The sequence below is a fragment of the Neisseria sp. P0004.S004 genome, assembly GCF_051963335.1.
Classification (GTDB): domain Bacteria; phylum Pseudomonadota; class Gammaproteobacteria; order Burkholderiales; family Neisseriaceae; genus Neisseria.
On record NZ_JBQCUK010000005.1, the window covers coordinates 71,576 to 90,608 of the forward strand.

Consider the following 19,033-nt stretch of genomic DNA (forward strand, 5'->3'; position numbering starts at 1 on the left):
TTTTAATCTGTTTATTGCTTATTGGATGCTGGTACCGATACGGCTAAGTTCGCCAAAGTTCATCCAAACAAAGAAGGCTTTACCGACGATCAGTTTGTCATCGACAAATCCCCAGTAACGAGAATCGGCACTATTGTCGCGGTTGTCACCCATCGCGAAATAACGGCCTTCTGGAACTTTACAGATAAAGCCATTGCCGTCTTCTGCGTATTCGCAATTTTCCAAACCGCTTGTTTCAAGCGAGTAATTGCTTTCAGGCATCACTTCGGAGGTGTATTTGTTCAATACGGCAATGGATACGGAAGGTTGACCGGCTTCTTTGACCACATCAAAGTTTTTGCCGTTCAAGGCCGTCTGAAAACGCTCAAGCGTATGAATCATAGACGGATCCGTATCATCTGCGTATTGATAATTACCGTTTGGTTTTTCGGGAATAATTTCACCGTTAACAGTCAAAACCTTATCACGATATTCCACAACGTCGCCTGGAATACCGACGATACGTTTGATGTAATTCATCTCTGGCTGAAGCGGATAATTGAACACCACGACATCGCCTCGGGCAATGTTACCGACAGGGATAATGACCTTATTCAAAATCGGCAGGCGGATACCGTAAGAGAATTTGTTCACCAAGATAAAATCGCCTTTGACCAAGCCAGGACGCATGGAGCTGGACGGAATTTGGAACGGCTCGGCAATAAAGCTGCGCAATACAAAGATAACCAAGATGATGGGGAAAAATCCGCCCATATAGTCGGTAAAATGCGCATTGTCTTCGCCGGTCTCACTTTTTTTCAGACGGCCTTTATGGATTGCCCAAACAATGCCGGTAAACACGACAAACACCAGCAATACGGCGGTAAAGCTCATAAATTCAGACAAAATGCCGAATACGCCGACCATGCACAGGAGGTAACTCCATTGCAGGCCGGAGCTCCATTCGCCGTTTTCCTGACGCTCTTTGCTGCTTTTGAAGTTGAGAACCAAGCCGGCCAGCAGCACAACGATTGCGCCTAAAGTCAGATTTATACTCATTATTTATCACTCACTTGCAGAATCGCCAAGAATGCGCTTTGCGGGATTTCCACGTTGCCCACTTGTTTCATGCGGCGCTTACCTGCTTTTTGTTTTTCGAGAAGTTTTTTCTTACGCGTAATATCACCGCCGTAACATTTCGCCAAAACGTTTTTACGCAGGGCTTTGACGTTTTCACGGGCGATAATCTGACTGCCGATGGCAGCCTGTACGGCAATATCAAACATCTGGCGCGGAATCAGTTCGCGCATTTTTGATGCCAGCTCACGACCGCGGTGAACGGCGCTTTGACGGTGAACAATCAGGCTCAAGGCATCAACCTTTTCGCCATTGACCATAATGTCAAGCTTAATCAAATCAGACGGTTGGAACTCTTTGAAATGGTAGTCCAACGAAGCATAGCCGCGCGAAGTGGATTTGAGTTTATCGAAAAAGTCCATCACGACTTCGTTCATCGGCAAATCGTAAGTCAGCATGACTTGACGACCCATATATTGCATATTGACTTGCACGCCGCGCTTTTGGTTACACAAAGTCATGACGTTGCCGACATACTCCTGCGGCACAAGAATGGTCGCAGTAATAATCGGCTCAAGAATGGTTTCGATGCTGCCGATGTCGGGCAGTTTGGACGGATTTTCGACTTCGATTTTTTCGCCGCTTTTCAACACGACTTCGTAAACCACCGTCGGCGCGGTGGTAATCAAATCCATGTCAAACTCGCGCTCCAAGCGTTCCTGCACGATTTCCAAGTGCAGCAGACCCAAGAAACCGCAGCGGAAGCCGAAGCCCAATGCCTGAGAAACTTCAGGTTCGAATTTCAGTGAAGCATCGTTCAGCTGCAATTTTTCCAAAGCGTCGCGCAAGGCTTCGTAGTCGTGGCTTTCCACCGGATAAAGGCCTGCAAATACTTGGCTTTGCACTTCTTGGAAGCCGGGCAGCGGCTCAGAAGCGGGGTTGGCAACCAAAGTAACCGTATCGCCGACTTTTGCCTGTCCCAATTCTTTCACACCGGTAATCAGAAAGCCCACTTCGCCGGCTTTGAGTTCTTGTTTTTGAACCGATTTCGGCGTGAATACACCCAACTGCTCAACCTGCGTTTCTGCCTTAGTGCTCATAAAGCGCACTTTGTCTTTCAGCTTGATGGTGCCGTTTTTCACACGAATCAGCATAACTACGCCGACGTAGTTGTCAAACCACGAATCGACGATAACTGCTTGCAACGGCGCGTTTTCATCGCCGGTCGGCGCAGGAATTTTGGCAACGATTTCTTCCAAAACGTCTTCCACGCCGATGCCGCTTTTGGCAGAACATTGCACCGCGCCGACCGCATCAATGCCGATAATGTCTTCGATTTCCTGTTCCACGCGTTCGGGGTCGGCGGCGGGCAGGTCGATTTTGTTCAAAACAGGCACGACTTCCACGCCCAAATCAATCGCGGTATAGCAGTTCGCCACAGTTTGCGCTTCCACGCCTTGAGACGCGTCCACGACCAAAAGCGCACCTTCACAAGCCGACAGCGAACGGGAGACTTCGTAAGAAAAGTCGACGTGTCCCGGAGTATCAATCAGGTTAAGCTGATACACCTGCCCGTCGCGTGCTTTATAGTTGAGCGCGGCGGTTTGCGCTTTAATGGTGATGCCGCGCTCTTTTTCGATGTCCATGGAGTCGAGCACCTGCGTACTCATTTCGCGCAAATCCAAACCGCCGCAGTATTGGATAAAACGGTCGGCAAGCGTCGATTTACCGTGGTCGATGTGGGCAATAATGGAGAAATTCCGTATGTTTTTCATATTGTTATTAAGATAAATACAATTAAAGGCTGAAAGGCCGTCTGAAAAAACAGGGATTCGGTTTTCAGACGGCCTTAGAATAAGGTTGAATCGTTCCGTATTCTAACGGAAATTCAACGTTTCTGCATGATTTTATAGCGATTTGACAATCTCAGTTACCATCTTCGCCGAGCTGACGGCCGCCGTTTTCAAAAACTCTTCAAAGCTGATGTCCGCTTTCTCATCTGCCGAATCGGATACCGCGCGAATAATCACAAAAGGCACTTCCAACTGATGGCAGGTCTGCGCAATTGCCGCAGCTTCCATTTCCACTGCTTTGACTTCTGGGAAATGACTGCGGATTTCCGCAACACCTTCGCTGCTGTGTACAAAACGGTCGCCACTAACGACCAAGCCTTGCGTTACGGCCGCACCTTCAAACACTTGTGCTGCCTTTTCTGCTTGGCGAATCAAGTTTGAATCCGATGCGAACACGGCAGGAAGTTGCGGCACTTGCCCCCAAACATAACCAAAAGCCGTTACGTCAACATCATGATGCGCCACAGTTTCGCCGATGACCACATCGCCAACCTTCAGCCCTTTGCCCAAACCGCCTGCGCTGCCGGTATTGATGACGCAATCCGGTGCAAACTGATGAATGACCCAAGAAGTCGAAACCGCCGCATTGACCTTACCGATACCGCTCAAAACCAAAACCATGCGTTTTCCGGCCAATTCGCCTTCATAAGCCGAAAATTTACCGAAGGACACATGCTTGACATCGTCCATGCTTTCACGCAAAAGCTCGATTTCCTGTTCCATTGCGCCGACCACGGCAATTGTTTGTACTGACATCTTGTTACCTTTCCGTTCACTAATCGGGCAACATTATAACAGCAGAATTTAAAATCACAGGGATGCTGAAAAATCTGCTATATTCCCAGCACGACACTCAATTTAAAACAGATAGCTGCTCTAGCGGCAAAACAGCAAATAATGATTGCTTCTGTTATAATTATTTTCAATAAAATAACTTAACATTAACTATCTGAATTCTTATGTTTGACGAAAATACTCCGGGCACAAAAGAAGAATTGTTCACTTGGCTACGCCACATGAACAAATACAAAGGCTCCGACCTTTTCATTACCACTAATTTCCCGCCTGCCATGAAAGTGGACGGCAAAATCATGCGGCTGACCGATGAGCCGTTAAGCGCTGAAAAATGTATGGAAATCGCTTTTTCGATTATGTCTTCCAAACAAATCGAAGAATTTTCTACCACCAACGAATGCAACTTCGCCATCAGCCTGCCCGATACCAGCCGCTTCCGTGTCAATGCCATGGTTCAACGCGGCGCAACTGCTTTGGTGTTCCGCTCCATTACCAGCAATATCCCTAAATTTGAAACGCTCAATCTGCCGCCGATTCTGAAAGACATCGCCCTCAGAAAACGCGGTCTGGTTATTTTTGTCGGCGGTACAGGTTCGGGCAAGTCCACTTCCCTCGCCTCCCTTATCGACTATCGAAACGAAAACAGCTTCGACCACATTATCACCATCGAAGACCCGATTGAATTTATCCACCAACATAAAAACTGCATTATCACCCAACGCGAAATCGGCGTAGATACCGAAAATTGGCCGATTGCATTGAAAAATACCCTGCGCCAAGCGCCGGATGTTATCCTGATTGGCGAAATCCGCGACCGCGAGACCATGGACTACGCCATTTCCTTCGCGGAAACCGGCCATTTGTGTATGGCAACACTGCACGCCAACAGTACCAACCAAGCGCTCGACCGCATCATCAACTTCTTCCCCGAAGAGCGCCGTAACCAATTGCTAACCGATTTATCGCTCAACCTGCAAGCCTTTATTTCACAACGCCTGATTCCCCGCGAAGGCGGACGGGGACGCGTAGCGGCTGTCGAGGTTTTGCTCAATTCGCCCATTATTGCCGACTTGATTCGAAAAGGCGAAGTCCACAACATCAAAGAAATGATGAAAAAATCAACCGGCATGGGCATGATTACTTTTGACCAGGCTTTGTATGATTTGTATGAAAACGGCGATATCAGCTATCAAGACGCTATTAAAAATGCCGACTCCGCACACGATTTACGCCTAGACATTCAATTACGAAGCCGTCGTGCACAAAATGCCGGCCCGGATTTAGAATTGATTTAAAAGTAAAAGCTTCAAGGCATAAAAAAAGGCCGTCTGAAACCTCATTACGGGTTTCAGACGGCCTTTATTTCATCAAATAATCAAGCCTGTTTCAGTTTTGCATCGGCATCACGCAATGCAGTGCGCAAACCTTCCTCGATCACCGGATGGTAGAACGGCATATCCAACATTTGCGGAATCGTCATTTTCATTTGATGCGCCCAAGCCATCAAGTGTGCCAAATGTTCGGCAGCAGGGCCGACAACTTCCGCACCAATGAAACGGCCGGTTGCTTTTTCGGCATACAAACGCATATGGCCTTTGTTTACCAACATAACGCGACTGCGGCCTTGGTTTCGGAAGGAAACTTCGCCGATTACAAACTCGTCAGGTTGATATTTCGCCGCAACTTGTGCATATTTCAAGCCGACAGAGGCAATTTGCGGATTGGTGAACACCACGCCGATTACACTGCGACGCAAACCACCGCCGATATTCGGATAGCGGCCCGCATTGTCGCCGGCAATTTTACCTTGGTCGGCAGCTTCATGCAGCAGAGGCAATTGATTGGACGCATCGCCTGCGATAAAGATATGCGGAATGCTGGTTTGCATGGTCAGCGGATCGGAAACGGGCACGCCGCGCGTGTCTTTTTCGATATTGATGTTTTCCAAACCAATATTGTCCACGTTCGGACGGCGGCCTACGGCTGCCAACATATATTCGGCAACGAACACACCTTTTTCGCCGTCTTGTTCCCAATGAACTTCAACATTGCCTTCCGCATCCAGTTTAACTTCGGTTTTAGCATCCAGATGCAAAGCCAACTCTTCGCCAAACACAGCTTTGGCTTCTTCAGCGACAACAGGGTCAGAAATGCCGCCGATGGCTCCGCCTACGCCGAAAATCTCAACTTTCACGCCCAAACGGTGCAAAGCCTGACCCAACTCTAAACCGATAACGCCTGGGCCGAACACGGCCACGCTTTTAGGCAAAGTATCCCAAGAGAAAACATCATCGTTTACAACCAAGCGATCGCCCAAAGCTTCCCACTGAGGGAAAATCACAGGACGCGAACCGGTGGCAATCACAAAACTTTTTGCAGTAATTTGAGTGTGATCATCGATTTGGACGGTATGTTCGTCAACAAATTTTGCCGTACCCATAATACGCTTGTCGGCAGGCCACTCTTCTACATCGCTGACCACAAAACCGACAAAACGGTCGCGTTCGGATTTAACGCGTTGCATGACTTCTTCGCCATTGACGACGATGCTGTCTTTGTCCAAATGTACGCCAAACGGATCGGTATGCAAAGCATGATGGCGCGCTTCTGCGGCGGCAATCAAGAGTTTAGAGGGCATACAGCCCACGCGCGCACAAGTTGTTCCGAATACATTGTTTTCAATCAGGTAAACATTGTCTGTATGAAGGCGAGCATTGCGAAATGCGCCCATACCGGCTGTACCGCCGCCCAGTACCACCACATCTGCTTGAATCTTTTTCATATTTTATCCTTACTGTCTATATCCAAACCGATATTACCATCAGGTTATCTGTTTTCAGACGGCAGAATTTTTATAAACTATCAAAGAATGAATATTAATAGCAAATTCTTAAATATCGATTTAAAACAATAATCTCAAATTCTACTTGCGAATATAGAGTTATTCAGAACGCCGAATTGTAAACGCCGTCTGAATAACTCTATATTTTATCTTTCAGACGGCCTTTTCAAACCGTCTCAAGCATACAGGCAATTAGTTTTTAGCCAAGTAAGCTTCCAAGTCTTCGCTGCCGCCGATGTATTTGCCGCCGATGAATACTTGAGGAGCAGTCATCTTGCCGGTAATAGCGCGAACGGAAGTAACAGTTGCATCTTTGCCCAATACGATTTCTTCGTAAGACAAGCCTTTGTCTTGCAGCGCTTTTTTAGCTTTAGCACAGAATTGGCAGCCAGGTTTGGTGAAGATGGCAACAGACTCTTGAGCTTTCCAGTCAGGAGCAATGTATTTCAACATAGTGTCAGCGTCAGACACTTTGAAAGGATCGCCTGGTTCTTCAGGTTCGATAAACATTTTTTCAACCACGCCGTCGTTAACCAGCATGGAGTAACGCCAAGAGCGTTTGCCGAAGCCCAAGTCTTCTTTGCCAACCAACATGCCCATGCCTTCAGTGAATTCACCGTTGCCATCAGGGATCATGTAGATATTGTCGGCTTCTTCTTCAGCAGCCCAAGCGTTCATAACGAAAGTGTCGTTTACAGATACGCAGTAGATAGCGTCAACACCGTTTTCTTTGAACGCGCCAAACAATTCGTTGTAGCGTGGCAGGTGGGAAGAAGAACAAGTCGGAGTAAATGCGCCAGGCAGAGAGAACACGACTACTTTTTTGCCTTTGAACAAATCATCAGTAGAAACATCTTTCCAAGTGTCGCCGACACGAGTGCGGAATACTACGGAAGGTACTTTTTGACCGGTACGATCTTGCAAAGCCATTTTTAAGCTCCTTTAAAAATTTGGGTTAGAGAAATGAATCAATGCTTGTATTATAATGCAGGCCTATCGATTTGTATAATTTATAGTTCAAATAATATTAATTATATTAAACTATCAATTTAACCCAACCGAAAACAGCTAAATCACTAAATAAAGGCTATCTGAAAGAAAACAAGTACCTGACCGAAATTATTTTTTAGGTAAAGGTTGAACGGGGGAATCCGAAGCCACAATCTCACCGATGGCTTTTTCCGCAATATCTTTCAAAGCATAGCGGTCTTTATCCGGCATATCTGTCGGTTTGTACTGAGGCGAGAAATCCAAACGGATACGGATTTTCTTCATAGAAACAATACGCCACAAAGACTGAAACAGGTTTACCTCCGCATAAGACGGCAAGTCCGTCCGTTGTCCTTCGCCATCATAATAGCGCAAAGTTACTGCCTGAATCGGCGCTTGCGCATCAATTGCCGATTGAAACAGGGCTGCTTTAAACGGCAAAATACCCAAGCCGGAAGAAGTGCGCGCCTCAGGGAAAAAGCTGACATTCTGTCCTGCTTTCAATGCCGCGCAAATCGCCTGATTAATCGGCTCAATATCTCGGCGGGAATTGCGGTTGATAAACACCGTGCCGGCATTTTTACCCATTTTTCCCAAAACCGGCCAACCGCTGATTTCCTGCTTGGCAATAAAACTGCTCGGATAAACGGCGCTCATGGCAAAAATATCCAACCAAGACACATGGTTAGCCACTACCAATGTACCGCTCACATTTCCTTGAGGCGGTACGCCGATTTCCAATTCGATATCCAAAGCATCCAACGCACCTTTTCCCAAAACAACCACAGCATGATTGCGTTCCTCTGCATTATTGCCATCGATGGCACGCAAATTCCGGCCGGTTCGGAACAACCAAGCCGCCAAACGGCAAAGCCTGCCCAGTCGTTTTAAAAAAGGAGCTTTTTGTTTAGACATAAAATTTCTTCTGTATTGTGTTCATTATTTTCAGACGGCCTCTGACATTTAAGGCCGTCTGAAACTATTTCTGGCAATTTGGACAATAAAATGTTCCACGCTGCCCCAAAGTTTCTTTAAAAATCAACCCGCCACATTGGACACAAGGCTCATTGTGGCGGCCATAGACCGTATATTCCTGCTGAAAGTAGCCGCTTTTTCCATCGCTATTGACAAAGTCCCGCAGCGTACTGCCGCCGGTTTCAATCGCCCTTTGCAGAACCGCTTTAACGGTTTCCACCAATAATGCGCATTCTTTCTTGGTCAGCTTATTCGCCGGACGCAATGGCGAAATACCCGCCTTAAACAGACTTTCATTCGCATAAATATTGCCAACGCCAACCACCACCGCATTATCCATCAGCGCCAATTTGACCGCACGCTTCTGCGTTTTCAATTTCTGATACAGGTAATTTGCATCAAACGCCTCCGAGAGCGGCTCCGGCCCCAGTTTTTCCAACAGAGGATGATGTTCGGCAATACCTTCATACCACAATACCGCACCAAATTTACGCGGGTCGTGATAACGCAATACGGTACCGTCATCAAATACAAAATCCAAATGATCGTGTTTATCCGGCGTAGCGATACGATCATCATCGGCGGTAAAAATCCGCAAACTGCCGGACATGCCCAAATGAATAAGTAAAATACCCGTTTCAAAAGTAATAATCAAATACTTCGCACGCCGGTTGCATGCCAAAACTTTGCGGCCGGCCAAAATTTGCGCCAAGTTTGGATGAATAGGCCATCTCAATTTAAACTGGCGGATAGTGACTTTTGCTATCTTTTTGCCATCAATATGCGGCTCTATCCCGCGTAAAGTCGTTTCCACCTCAGGTAATTCAGGCATCATTATTCTCCAAATTTATCATTAATATACAGGCCGTCTGAGAACTATTCGGCCAAACGTGCCGTACTTAAAGCAACCGTATTGCCATCAAATGCAGATTCCAATTCAGGCAAAGGATGGACACCAATCAAATGTTTCGTTAATACCATCCCATAAACCGCCGCACACTGCGGCCACCACCTATCCCCCGCCTTTTCCATAAACCGCCAAAACTTCAAAGCAGAAGGCGAATTCACAGCAGGCAGATAATCCATAAACTGCCCATATTCCATTTCAAAACCAATATCCGCAATTTTTCGTTTCAACTCGGCCAGAGCCAAGCATTGAGATTTCAAAGGCAGCTTTTCCCCATCAAACCAAGAGCTCAATCCCCACAAAGATTTAGGGTTGAACCCCGTCAAAATCAACCTTCCTTCAGAATTTAATACCCTAAACGCTTCTTGCAACACCAAATCCGCAGATGAAACTTCCAAAAGATGAGGCATCAATAATACATCCACGGAATGTGTTTCAAATGCCAACATTTCAGCATCCATCCGCACATCGCGGGGCACTACAATCATGTTTTCAGACGGCCTCTGCCACACACCGCCCAATTGAACCGCCACCTGCCTATTCAAATACTGCAAATGCCGTCTGAAAAAATCCGCCTCTTTTTGAGCAAGATATTGCCCCATTGGCGTTTGCATAAAAAAAACTTCCATTCAAGGCTCCCCTATGCATCCCGACTTGTGTGACAGAATTTTAACACCACGGCCACATCACACAAGCAAATTCCCTGCTCGACTTGACGTTTAAATGCTGAAACGATACTATCAAAAAGACGAAATTTTATTATATATTTGATAACTTTATTTACTATGGCAAAACTAAAAACCATCGCTCTGACCGTTTCAAGCCTGTCGGCGGTTTCCGCCACAGCCTACGCACAAAACGCTACACCCAACCAAGTCGGCATGGCCATGATGCGCCTCAACTCCGCCCTGCTCGACCAAGCCAAAGCACAAACCTTCGGCTCCGGCAGCTTATGGGCATCGTTGCGTAAAGACTTCCGCATCAACGAAGTCAACACAGAACTGGTTCGCCGCCATGAAAACAAATTTGCTGCAAACAGCGCATATTTCGACCGCACCATCTCACGCAGCAAACCTTATATGTACCATATTGCCAATGAAGTTAAAAAACGCAATATGCCCGCCGAAATCGCTTTGCTGCCTTTCATTGAAAGCGCATTCGTAACCAAAGCCAAATCACACGTCGGCGCATCCGGCCTGTGGCAATTTATGCCGGCTACCGGCCGCCATTTCGGCTTGGAAAAGACACCTTTGTATGATGGCCGCCACGATATTTACGCCGCTACCGATGCCGCATTGAACTACCTGCAATACCTGCACGGCATGTTCGGCGACTGGTCTTTGGCGCTTGCCGCTTACAACTGGGGCGAAGGCAATGTCGGACGTGCCGTCAACCGCGCCCGCGCGCAAGGTTTGGAGCCGACATACGAAAACCTGCGTATGCCGAACGAAACACGCAATTACGTTCCCAAACTTTTGGCCGTCCGCAATATCGTTGCCAATCCGCAAACCTTCGGCATGAATATCAGCGAAATCAGCAACCAGCCGTATTTCAAATCTATCAGCATCGACAAACCTATTGATAACAGCACAATCGCCCGCTTTGCAAACATCAGCGAAAGCGAATTGTTGGCACTCAACCCGGGTTTCAATGCGCCTGTATTCATCCCTAAAAACAACCGTCGTCTGTTGTTGCCGGTTGCTGCGGTTTCCACATTTGAAAAGAACTACCGCAATGCCAACCCGGATACCCTGATGTCTTGGGATATTTATACTTCTTTGGGTAACAAAAAACTGAATGCCATTGCCAACGATACCGGTATGAGCGTTGCCGAACTCAAACGCCTCAACGGCCTGAGCGGTAGCGCTGTTTCTGAAGGCCGCAGCATTTTGGTGGCTAAAAATTCAGCAAGCCAAAGCCAGGACATCATTAACTTCATCGATAAAGACAATACGCCGGATACTTACCAATCCAATATGCCGGCCATGTCTCCGATTATTGCTTCCAACGCAGTAGAACCGGTTAAAGTCGCTCAAAATACCGTGACCAATATTGTTGCACCTGTTGTTCCACAATCCAGCAAACCGGTTGACTTTATTGCACGCAGCAAAGCTGAAAACGTTAATTCCGTAGCGGTAACAGAAACTAAAGCCCAACCTCAAGTTGCAAATGTGGAAGTGGCCGCCCCAGTTACAGCCATGACCCATGCGACTACCGAGACCGTTGCTAAAAATGTTGCAGAAGCGCCCAAATCAGCCATCCCTGCAGACTTGACCGCACCGACTGTTGCCGCAAACGATGCAGCCACTACTCCAGCAGTTGAATCTGTTGCTACTGCACCGGTTCTAGAAGAGCATGACGACCTGATGGCATTGGTACAAAGCCGACCGGCAGAGGAATCTTCAGCGACTGTTGCCGAGGCCACACCGGAGAACAAACAAGTTCAAACTGTTGTTACCGCCGAAAGCGCTCGTGCCGCACGTATCGCAGCCAATACCGTTAAACAACAAAGCCGCATCAATGCGCGTCTTGCCCGTGTAAGCGGTCAGCAAAACACACAAACAGCAGCACTTGAAGCAGGTACACACCGTGTGGCAGATGGCGATACGTTGTTTAACATCTCCAAACGCTATAACCTGAGCGTAGCCGATTTGATTATTGCCAACAACATCAAAGGCAACAATATCAAAAAAGGCCAAATCCTCCGTGTTACAGCCGCTCCGGCAAAAGTCCGCAGCAACCCGGTTCAAAACGTTTCCTACACTGTACGTAAAGGCGATACCCTGAACACCATCGCCAGCCGTTTCAATGTTGATATTAACGATATCCGTCGTTGGAACCGCAATACCCGTACTGTATCTCCCGGTCAACGTTTGAAACTGATTGGTAGCTAATATTAGCTTTAAAACAAAGGCCGTCTGAAAGATTCAGACGGCCTTTTTCTTTATGATAGATAATCAAGTTAATGTTTGATGACAAACAGAATAGCCTTCTCTTTAAGATAAAAATATTTTTTGAAAATTACTATATAGAAAAGAGAGTGTGTAAAAACACCCTCTTTCTCAAACGGATTACCGTCAGACTCTACTCTTAACATCCATATTCAAACATATGAATTCCGTAAAATATATTCCTATGCCGGTGAAAAAGCATCACAGAAGAAGGCAGCTTCCGGTAAAGCGCATTTTTGAGTCAGCAAACTTTGCGCACTCTCCGTCATGGCTGGTGACCCGCAAGCATAAACTTCATATTGGCTCAAATCAGGATAATTTTGTGCGGCAACGTTTTGCACGTATCCATTCTCCCCTTTCCAATCGGAATCAGGCTTAGAAAGAACCGGCGAAAATTTTGCATTTTTCAGACGGCCTATTAATGCTTCGACTTCTTCTAATGCGTACAGATCCGCCTGTTGACGTGCTCCCCAGTAAAAATGAACCTGACGCTCGCTATTCTGACGAATCAAATCAAGCAAAATACTGCGAATAGGGGCATAACCTGTACCCGTTGCCAACAAAATCATCGGTTTATTGCTGTCTTGTTGCAAAGTGAATGTACCTAATGGCCCTTTGACACGGACAATGCCTTTCTCTTTGATTTTAGGCTCTGCCCCAAAAATCATTTCTGAGCACACGCCGTTTTCACGGTTGCGGATATGCAGTTCCAAAATGCCTTCTTGATCAGGCGAATTGGCGATTGAATAGCTGCGGCTGATATTGCCGGGAAGCAGCAAATCAATATATTGCCCGGCATAAAATGCAAATGGCGGCGCTTTAGGCAAAGCCAGTTTGAGCAAAGCAACATCGTGTTTAATTTCAATGTTTTCAATACGTGCCGGCAATGTGCGTACCGGCAAAGCATTTTGATTAAAACCTGGCACATTGATTTTGAGGTCGCTCTTCGCAGTGGTACAGCACAATAACACTTTGCCCTGCGCTTTTTCTTCTTCACTGATGGCTTTATCAATATGCTTGCCCATTTCAAATTCGCCACTAATCAACTCAGCCTTACACTGTCCGCAGGCACCGCTTTTGCAAGAATGAGGCAAATTTAAATTCTGACGGGTTGCAGCAGCAAGAACCGTTTCGTCCTCATTCGCCGTAAATGTAGTTTGATCTGGTAAGGTAATGGTATGTGTCATGGTATTTAGAATAAATTTATTATCAAAAACAAAGGCCGTCTGAAAATAAAACCTGTTTTCAGACGGCCTGTCCTATCTATCAAGCCAATTTGGCTTTAATCAACTCTTGAACCTGAGCCGGATTGGCCTTGCCTTTACTTGCTTTCATCACCTGGCCGACAATCGCATTTAAGGCTTTTTCATTACCGGAACGGAATTGCTCAATGGCTTTCGCATTGTTTGCCAACACTTCATCCACCATCGCTTCAATTGCGCCAGTGTCGGTAATCTGTTGCAAACCATGTTTTTCGATGATTTCGGCAATACCTGCTTCAGGCTCAGCCCACATCGCTTCAAAAGCTTTTTTCGCCAGTTTGCTGCTCAATGTTCCGTCCGCAACTTTGGCAACCAACTCGGCAAGGCGTGAAGCCGTAATCGGGCTTTCAGCCAATTCCAAACCTTCTTTGTTCAAGGTGGCGGCAAGCTCGCCGTTCATCCAGTTTGCCGTTAATTTACCTTGGCCGCAGGCTTTGGCAGCTTCTTCAAAATAGGCAGCTTGAGCACGGCTCGCAGTCAACAGGCGCGCATCATAGTCGGACACGCCGTAATCGGCAACAAAACGCGCTGCCATTTCATGCGGCAACTCAGGCATTTGCTCTTTGGCCTTTTGCAATTGGCCGTCTGAAATAATGACAGGCAGCAAATCCGGATCTGGGAAATAACGGTAATCGTGCGCATCTTCTTTCAAACGCATCACACGGGTTTCGCCTTTTTCAGGGTCAAACAGCATGGTTGCCTGCTGTACTTTACCGCCGTCTTCCAAAATTTCGATTTGCGCTTCCACTTCATAATTGATGGCTTGCTCCAAGAAGCGGAAAGAATTGAGGTTTTTAATTTCTCGACGCGTACCGAACTCGGCCTGGCCTTTTGGACGTACAGAAACGTTGGCATCGACGCGGAACGAGCCTTCCGCCATATTGCCGTCGCAAATATCCAGCCACGTTACCAAACCGTGCAACGCTTTAGCATACGCCACAGCTTCGGCTGCGGAACGCATTTCAGGCTCGGAGACAACTTCCAATAAAGGCGTACCGGCACGGTTCAAGTCGATACCGGTGGCACCGTTCAAACCTTCATGTACGGATTTACCCGCATCTTCTTCCATGTGCGCACGAGTAACATTGATGGTTTTAACCTCGTCGCCCACTACGATTTCCAGTTTGCCGTGTTCAACAATCGGCAAATCCAACTGGCTGATTTGATAGCCTTTCGGCAAATCAGGATAGAAATAGTTTTTACGGTCGAACACGTTTTTCTGATTGATTTTCGCATCCAAAGCCAAACCGAGTTTGATGGCTTTTTCGACGACTTCGCGGTTCATTACCGGCAATACGCCCGGCAACGCACACTCAACCACGCTGGCATGGGCATTAGGCTCGGCACCGAATGCAGTGGATGCGCCGCTGAAGATTTTGGATTGGGTGTTGAGTTGGACGTGGATTTCCAGTCCGATTACGGTTTCCCAAGTCATAAGGGTCTTTCTGTCGAAAAAAAGTTAATCGGTTAAATGAATGATTCGTTTTCAGACGGCCTGAATAAAAAACATAACAGGCCGTCTGTAAGATAAGTTTATTTCCTGCGGCGTTGGAAACCGGGCAGTTGCCAATGGAAACGGTATGCAGTCAGGCGAAACAACAAGCCGCCGGCAAAGAGCAGGTTTAACGTAAAAATATTAATCCAGCCCAAACGCCCGAACAGATAAATCAGTCCGCCAATCAAAATGGCCACGCTGCCGTAAAGGTCGGTACGCAAAATCATCGGCACGTCATTGACCAAAATATCGCGTGCAATACCGCCGCCAACGGCAGTCACAAAAGCCAAAGAAATAACGCCGAACAGATTAAGCTGCAAAGCCATGCCGATTTGTGCGCCGGTAATACTGAACGCAGCCAAACCGATGGCATCGGCAATAATAAAAGCAGCGGCCAAGTAGGTGCTGCGATAGCGTTGCACCCTTACCAACCATGCAATGGCCAGTGTGGCAAACACAACAATCAGCGCATCGGTTTGCAAAAACACTTGCGGAATCCGGCCGACCAAGCCGTCGCGTATCATGCCGCCGCCGACAGCCGTCAGCAACGCGGTAATGACGACACCGAGCACATCCAATCGCTTGTTGTAGCCGACCAAATAGCCGGAAATGGCAAACGCGGCTGTCCCAATGATTTGGATGAAGTCGGTGGTTGTCATGATTTTTAAATATCTATAATTTGCAGCGCCTAAATGATTCAGGCGCTTTTTATGGTTTATTTTCAGACGGCCTTGAATCATCAAGGCCCTAAAACATTATTCCGGCGTTTTGGTGTGCCAATCGCTGTTCAGTTGAACTTGATGTGCGGCACCCAAAATTTTGGCTTCGGAGAAATAGTTGCCGATAAATTGCACACCAATCGGCAGACCGTTTGCACTGAAACCGGCAGGCAGGGTCAGTGCAGGCAAACCGGCAAGGTTCACGGCGATGGTGTAAATATCGGACAAGTACATTTGCACAGGATCGTGGATGTCGCTGCCGAGTTTCGGCGCAGCAGTCGGTGCAGTCGGCGCCAAAATGAAATCACATTGACCAAAGGCCGTCTGAAAATCATTGGCAACCAGACGGCGCAGTTTTTGCGCTTTCAGGTAGTACGCATCGTAGTAACCATGGCTCAATACATAAGTACCGATCATGATACGGCGTTTGACCTCGCTACCGAAACCTTCGGCACGGGTGTTGCTGTACATTTCTTCAAGATCACTGAATTGCGCCGCACGATGGCCATAACGTACGCCGTCGAAACGGGACAAGTTGGTACTTGCTTCAGCGGAGGCGAGAACGTAATAAGCAGGAATTGACAATGATGTTTGCGGCAGGGAAACTTCAACAGTCTCCGCACCTTGGGCTTTGAGTAAATCAATCACGTTTTGCAAGGCCGTCTGAACATCGGCATCCGCGCCTTCGCCGAAATATTCTTTAGGCAAACCGATTTTCAACCCTTTGAGCGGCTTATCCAAATCACGGGTGTAATCTTCTTTGTCGCGTTCCAAACTGGTGGAATCACGCTCGTCAAAGCTGGCCATGGCGTTCAACAAAATCGCGCAGTCTTCGGCCGTTTGCGCCATAGGGCCGGCTTGGTCGAAGCTGGAAGCATAAGCAACCATACCGAAGCGTGAAACCGTACCGTAAGTCGGCTTGATACCGGTAATGCCGCAATGCGATGCAGGCTGACGGATGGAACCGCCGGTATCCGAACCCAAGGCAGCCGGTGCCAAACGCGCTGCAATCACGGCAGCCGAACCGCCTGACGAACCGCCGGGAACATGCTCAAGATTCCATGGGTTTTTGGTTGCACCGTAGAACGAAGTCTCATTGGTCGAACCCATGGCAAATTCGTCCATATTGGTACGGCCAAGAGTAACCATGCCGGCATCCAACAGGTTTTGCACCACAGTGGCAGTATAAGGAGACACAAAGTTATCCAACATTTTGGAGCTGCATGCACTGCGCCAACCTGTTTGGCAGAAAATATCTTTGTAAGCAACCGGCACACCGGTCAAAGCCGTTGCATTACCGGCTGCGATACGCGCATCGGCTGCTTTGGCTTCAGCAAGGGTCTTATCTTGATCGATGGTCACATAGCCATTGATGGCAGGATTTTTCGCAGCAATAGCGGCCAAATATTCGGTCGCCAATTCGACTGCGGAAATTTGTTTGGATTGCAGCAGGCTGCTGGCTTGTTTGAGCGTGTAAGCGGTCATTGTGCCGTACTTTCTATAAAACAGTTTTTGCTTTCAAAACAGATATTGAAAACATCCGTTTAAATCAATAAATCGGGCCGTCTGAACAAAGTATCCTTTCAGACGGCCTTGCAATAGGGGCTTGCCGATAAGCAAAGGCCGTCTGAAACCTTATTCTTCAATCACTTGAGGAACGATATACAGGCGATTGCGCACTTCAGGGGCAACAGCCTGATATTCGGCAGCGTGATCGGTTTCAGTCACTTTATCTTCGCGCAGGCGCAAAGCGGCTTCGTGCGGATGCGCCATGGGTTCGATGCCGTCAGTATTGACGCTTTGCATGTTTTCAACCATAGCGAAAATGTCGTTCAACTCGGCAAGCGTTTTGTTTTTTTCTTCGTCCGTTAAAGTGAGGCGCGAGAGTTTTGCGATTTTTTCCACATCATTTAAGCTTAAAGCCATAAAAAATCCTTGTCTGATAGCAATGCACCTTGGGTTTAGGGTATCATTGCATTTCGTCTTCTATGAAGCGAAGAATTATAACCGAAAACCAAACAGGTTGGCATGGTGTTTTGATTCAGACGGCCTTTTAAGGGCGCATTTATCCGTCTTAAACCGTGTACCTGTTTTTCTTATTTTAAATAATGCTAAACACATCCGGGCTGGGCCGGAATTTCAGGAATCCTATGTTTCGTCTTTTATCTCGTTTCCTCTCCAATGATATTGCCATCGACTTGGGCACGGCCAACACGCTGATTTTTGTACGCGGCAAAGGGATTGTTTTGGATGAGCCGTCCATGGTTGCGATTCAATCCGGCGCAGGCAATAAAAGTAAAATCATGGCCGTGGGCACGGAAGCCAAAAAAATGCAGGGCCGTGCGCCGCGCAATATTGAAATCGTCCGCCCGATGAGGGACGGCGTGATTGCCGATTTTGTGATTACCGAGCGTATGCTGGGTATGTTGATTAAAAAAGCCACTGAAGGACGGTCTTTGGTTCCGCCTCGTGTGGTTATCTGTGTTCCGGGCGGCTCTACCCAAGTGGAACGTAAAGCGATTTTGGATTCTGCGTTTGCTGCCGGCGCGGCAAGCGTGCATTTGATTGAAGAACCGATGGCCGCCGCTTTGGGCGCAGGTTTGCCGATTGAAGATGCGGCAGGTTCGATGATTGTCGATATTGGCGGCGGTACGACTGAAATCGGTATTCTTTCACTGGGCGGTATGGCCTATTCCGCTTCCGTCCGCGCAGCCGGCGACGAGTTCGATAAAAGCATCATCCATTACCTGCGCCGCCATCGCGGTGTCTTGATCGGTGAAGCGACGGCAGAGGAATTGAAGAAACAAATCGGCTCGGCCTCTGGTTTTGAAACCGAAACAGCCATGCGCATTAAAGGCCGCGACCTGGCCGAAGGTACGCCCAAATCCTTGGCAGTTACGTCAAATGAAATCCGTGAAGCATTGAGTGAAACGGTAAATCAAATCATCCGCGCCGTCCGTCTGGCTTTGGAACAAGCTCCGCCCGAACTGGCCGGCGACATCGCCGACCGCGGCATTATGCTGACCGGCGGCGGTGCGCTTCTGCACGGTATCGATACCGTCTTGGCCGATGCAACCGGCCTGCCCGTCGGAATTGCCGACCAGCCTCTGAACTGCGTTGCCTATGGTGCCGGTAAGGCTTTGGACTATATCGGCAAATGGGATACCGTGTTTACGGAAAACCCATAA

16 protein-coding genes are annotated in these 19,033 nt (G+C 47.7%); 3 read left to right on the forward strand and 13 right to left on the reverse strand.

All coding sequences use genetic code 11. The features are described from left to right. Positions 1-18: 18 nt before the first annotated feature. The 3 genes from lepB to ACTHRY_RS05715 form a co-directional block, all read right to left on the reverse strand. Positions 19-1,038 carry a signal peptidase I gene (gene lepB, locus ACTHRY_RS05705; protein WP_049322907.1) on the reverse strand — a complete coding sequence of 340 codons (1,020 nt, stop codon included), beginning with the start codon at positions 1,036-1,038 and terminating at the stop codon, positions 19-21. Continuing rightward, positions 1,038-2,831 (reverse strand): translation elongation factor 4, encoded by a 1,794-nt coding sequence (lepA, locus tag ACTHRY_RS05710; protein ID WP_002226499.1) that lies wholly within the window; start codon positions 2,829-2,831, stop codon positions 1,038-1,040. The genes lepB and lepA overlap by 1 nt, the downstream gene beginning before the upstream one ends. 132 nt (positions 2,832-2,963) lie before the next feature. Continuing rightward, positions 2,964-3,665: a 5'-methylthioadenosine/adenosylhomocysteine nucleosidase gene (locus ACTHRY_RS05715; protein WP_049322905.1), complete on the reverse strand. Its 702-nt coding sequence runs from the start codon at positions 3,663-3,665 to the stop codon at positions 2,964-2,966. Positions 3,666-3,868: 203 nt separating this feature from the next. Between ACTHRY_RS05715 and ACTHRY_RS05720 the strand changes: the two genes are divergently transcribed. Beyond that, complete coding sequence (locus ACTHRY_RS05720; protein ID WP_049322904.1) at positions 3,869-4,999, forward strand: PilT/PilU family type 4a pilus ATPase; 1,131 nt, start codon at positions 3,869-3,871, stop codon at positions 4,997-4,999. Between the two features lie 80 nt (positions 5,000-5,079). On the opposite strand, the gene ACTHRY_RS05725 is transcribed toward ACTHRY_RS05720, so the two are convergent. The 5 genes from ACTHRY_RS05725 to ACTHRY_RS05745 form a co-directional block, all read right to left on the reverse strand. Then, the gene (locus ACTHRY_RS05725; RefSeq protein ID WP_049322903.1) at positions 5,080-6,486 is read right to left on the reverse strand and encodes a dihydrolipoyl dehydrogenase; all 1,407 of its coding nucleotides are present in this window, start codon (positions 6,484-6,486) and stop codon (positions 5,080-5,082) included. Positions 6,487-6,738: 252 nt separating this feature from the next. Next, entirely contained in the window at positions 6,739-7,476 is a 738-nt protein-coding gene (locus ACTHRY_RS05730) for a redoxin family protein (RefSeq protein WP_003747251.1), read from the reverse strand. 189 nt (positions 7,477-7,665) lie between these two features. Continuing rightward, on the reverse strand, positions 7,666-8,451 hold the full coding sequence (locus ACTHRY_RS05735; RefSeq protein WP_049322902.1) for a 1-acylglycerol-3-phosphate O-acyltransferase: 786 nt from the start codon (positions 8,449-8,451) through the stop codon (positions 7,666-7,668). A gap of 64 nt (positions 8,452-8,515) precedes the next feature. Further along, on the reverse strand, positions 8,516-9,343 hold the full coding sequence (gene mutM / locus ACTHRY_RS05740) for a bifunctional DNA-formamidopyrimidine glycosylase/DNA-(apurinic or apyrimidinic site) lyase (protein WP_049322930.1): 828 nt from the start codon (positions 9,341-9,343) through the stop codon (positions 8,516-8,518). 44 nt (positions 9,344-9,387) lie between these two features. Beyond that, positions 9,388-10,047, reverse strand: coding sequence for a class I SAM-dependent methyltransferase (locus ACTHRY_RS05745; protein WP_049322901.1), 660 nt, complete (start codon positions 10,045-10,047; stop codon positions 9,388-9,390). A 156-nt stretch (positions 10,048-10,203) separates the two neighbouring features. Between ACTHRY_RS05745 and ACTHRY_RS05750 the strand changes: the two genes are divergently transcribed. Continuing rightward, positions 10,204-12,312: a LysM peptidoglycan-binding domain-containing protein gene (locus ACTHRY_RS05750; protein ID WP_049322900.1), complete on the forward strand. Its 2,109-nt coding sequence runs from the start codon at positions 10,204-10,206 to the stop codon at positions 12,310-12,312. 239 nt (positions 12,313-12,551) lie between these two features. Here the strand turns inward: ACTHRY_RS05750 and ACTHRY_RS05755 are convergent, their stop codons facing one another. The 5 genes from ACTHRY_RS05755 to gatC form a co-directional block, all read right to left on the reverse strand. After that, positions 12,552-13,556: an FAD-binding oxidoreductase gene (locus tag ACTHRY_RS05755; protein ID WP_049322899.1), complete on the reverse strand. Its 1,005-nt coding sequence runs from the start codon at positions 13,554-13,556 to the stop codon at positions 12,552-12,554. A gap of 79 nt (positions 13,557-13,635) precedes the next feature. Beyond that, the gene (gatB, locus tag ACTHRY_RS05760; RefSeq protein ID WP_049322898.1) at positions 13,636-15,066 is read right to left on the reverse strand and encodes an Asp-tRNA(Asn)/Glu-tRNA(Gln) amidotransferase subunit GatB; all 1,431 of its coding nucleotides are present in this window, start codon (positions 15,064-15,066) and stop codon (positions 13,636-13,638) included. 98 nt (positions 15,067-15,164) lie between these two features. Continuing rightward, positions 15,165-15,785, reverse strand: a complete 621-nt coding sequence (locus ACTHRY_RS05765; RefSeq protein WP_036490436.1) for a trimeric intracellular cation channel family protein — start codon at positions 15,783-15,785, stop codon at positions 15,165-15,167. A 96-nt stretch (positions 15,786-15,881) separates the two neighbouring features. Then, positions 15,882-17,330 carry an Asp-tRNA(Asn)/Glu-tRNA(Gln) amidotransferase subunit GatA gene (gene gatA / locus ACTHRY_RS05770; RefSeq protein WP_049322897.1) on the reverse strand — a complete coding sequence of 483 codons (1,449 nt, stop codon included), beginning with the start codon at positions 17,328-17,330 and terminating at the stop codon, positions 15,882-15,884. A 150-nt stretch (positions 17,331-17,480) separates the two neighbouring features. Continuing rightward, a complete protein-coding gene (gatC, locus tag ACTHRY_RS05775) occupies positions 17,481-17,771 on the reverse strand; it encodes an Asp-tRNA(Asn)/Glu-tRNA(Gln) amidotransferase subunit GatC (protein WP_003685110.1) in 291 nt (96 codons plus the stop codon). A 224-nt stretch (positions 17,772-17,995) separates the two neighbouring features. On the opposite strand from gatC, the gene ACTHRY_RS05780 reads away from it, so the two are divergent. Then, entirely contained in the window at positions 17,996-19,033 is a 1,038-nt protein-coding gene (locus ACTHRY_RS05780) for a rod shape-determining protein (protein WP_039862245.1), read from the forward strand.

Excerpts from the sequence above, each read along its gene's own strand:
- lepB (WP_049322907.1), bottom strand. The coding sequence starts at position 1,038 with ATGAGTATAAATCTGACTTTAGGCGCAATCGTTGTGCTGCTGGCCGGC.
- lepA (WP_002226499.1), bottom strand. The coding sequence starts at position 2,831 with ATGAAAAACATACGGAATTTCTCCATTATTGCCCACATCGACCACGGT.
- ACTHRY_RS05730 (WP_003747251.1), bottom strand. The coding sequence starts at position 7,476 with ATGGCTTTGCAAGATCGTACCGGTCAAAAAGTACCTTCCGTAGTATTC.
- ACTHRY_RS05715 (WP_049322905.1), bottom strand. The coding sequence starts at position 3,665 with ATGTCAGTACAAACAATTGCCGTGGTCGGCGCAATGGAACAGGAAATC.
- ACTHRY_RS05765 (WP_036490436.1), bottom strand. The coding sequence starts at position 15,785 with ATGACAACCACCGACTTCATCCAAATCATTGGGACAGCCGCGTTTGCC.
- ACTHRY_RS05720 (WP_049322904.1), top strand. The coding sequence starts at position 3,869 with ATGTTTGACGAAAATACTCCGGGCACAAAAGAAGAATTGTTCACTTGG.
- ACTHRY_RS05735 (WP_049322902.1), bottom strand. The coding sequence starts at position 8,451 with ATGTCTAAACAAAAAGCTCCTTTTTTAAAACGACTGGGCAGGCTTTGC.
- ACTHRY_RS05725 (WP_049322903.1), bottom strand. The coding sequence starts at position 6,486 with ATGAAAAAGATTCAAGCAGATGTGGTGGTACTGGGCGGCGGTACAGCC.
- ACTHRY_RS05745 (WP_049322901.1), bottom strand. The coding sequence starts at position 10,047 with ATGGAAGTTTTTTTTATGCAAACGCCAATGGGGCAATATCTTGCTCAA.
- ACTHRY_RS05755 (WP_049322899.1), bottom strand. The coding sequence starts at position 13,556 with ATGACACATACCATTACCTTACCAGATCAAACTACATTTACGGCGAAT.
- gatC (WP_003685110.1), bottom strand. The coding sequence starts at position 17,771 with ATGGCTTTAAGCTTAAATGATGTGGAAAAAATCGCAAAACTCTCGCGC.
- mutM (WP_049322930.1), bottom strand. The coding sequence starts at position 9,343 with ATGCCTGAATTACCTGAGGTGGAAACGACTTTACGCGGGATAGAGCCG.
- gatB (WP_049322898.1), bottom strand. The coding sequence starts at position 15,066 with ATGACTTGGGAAACCGTAATCGGACTGGAAATCCACGTCCAACTCAAC.
- ACTHRY_RS05750 (WP_049322900.1), top strand. The coding sequence starts at position 10,204 with ATGGCAAAACTAAAAACCATCGCTCTGACCGTTTCAAGCCTGTCGGCG.
- gatA (WP_049322897.1), bottom strand. The coding sequence starts at position 17,330 with ATGACCGCTTACACGCTCAAACAAGCCAGCAGCCTGCTGCAATCCAAA.
- ACTHRY_RS05780 (WP_039862245.1), top strand. The coding sequence starts at position 17,996 with ATGTTTCGTCTTTTATCTCGTTTCCTCTCCAATGATATTGCCATCGAC.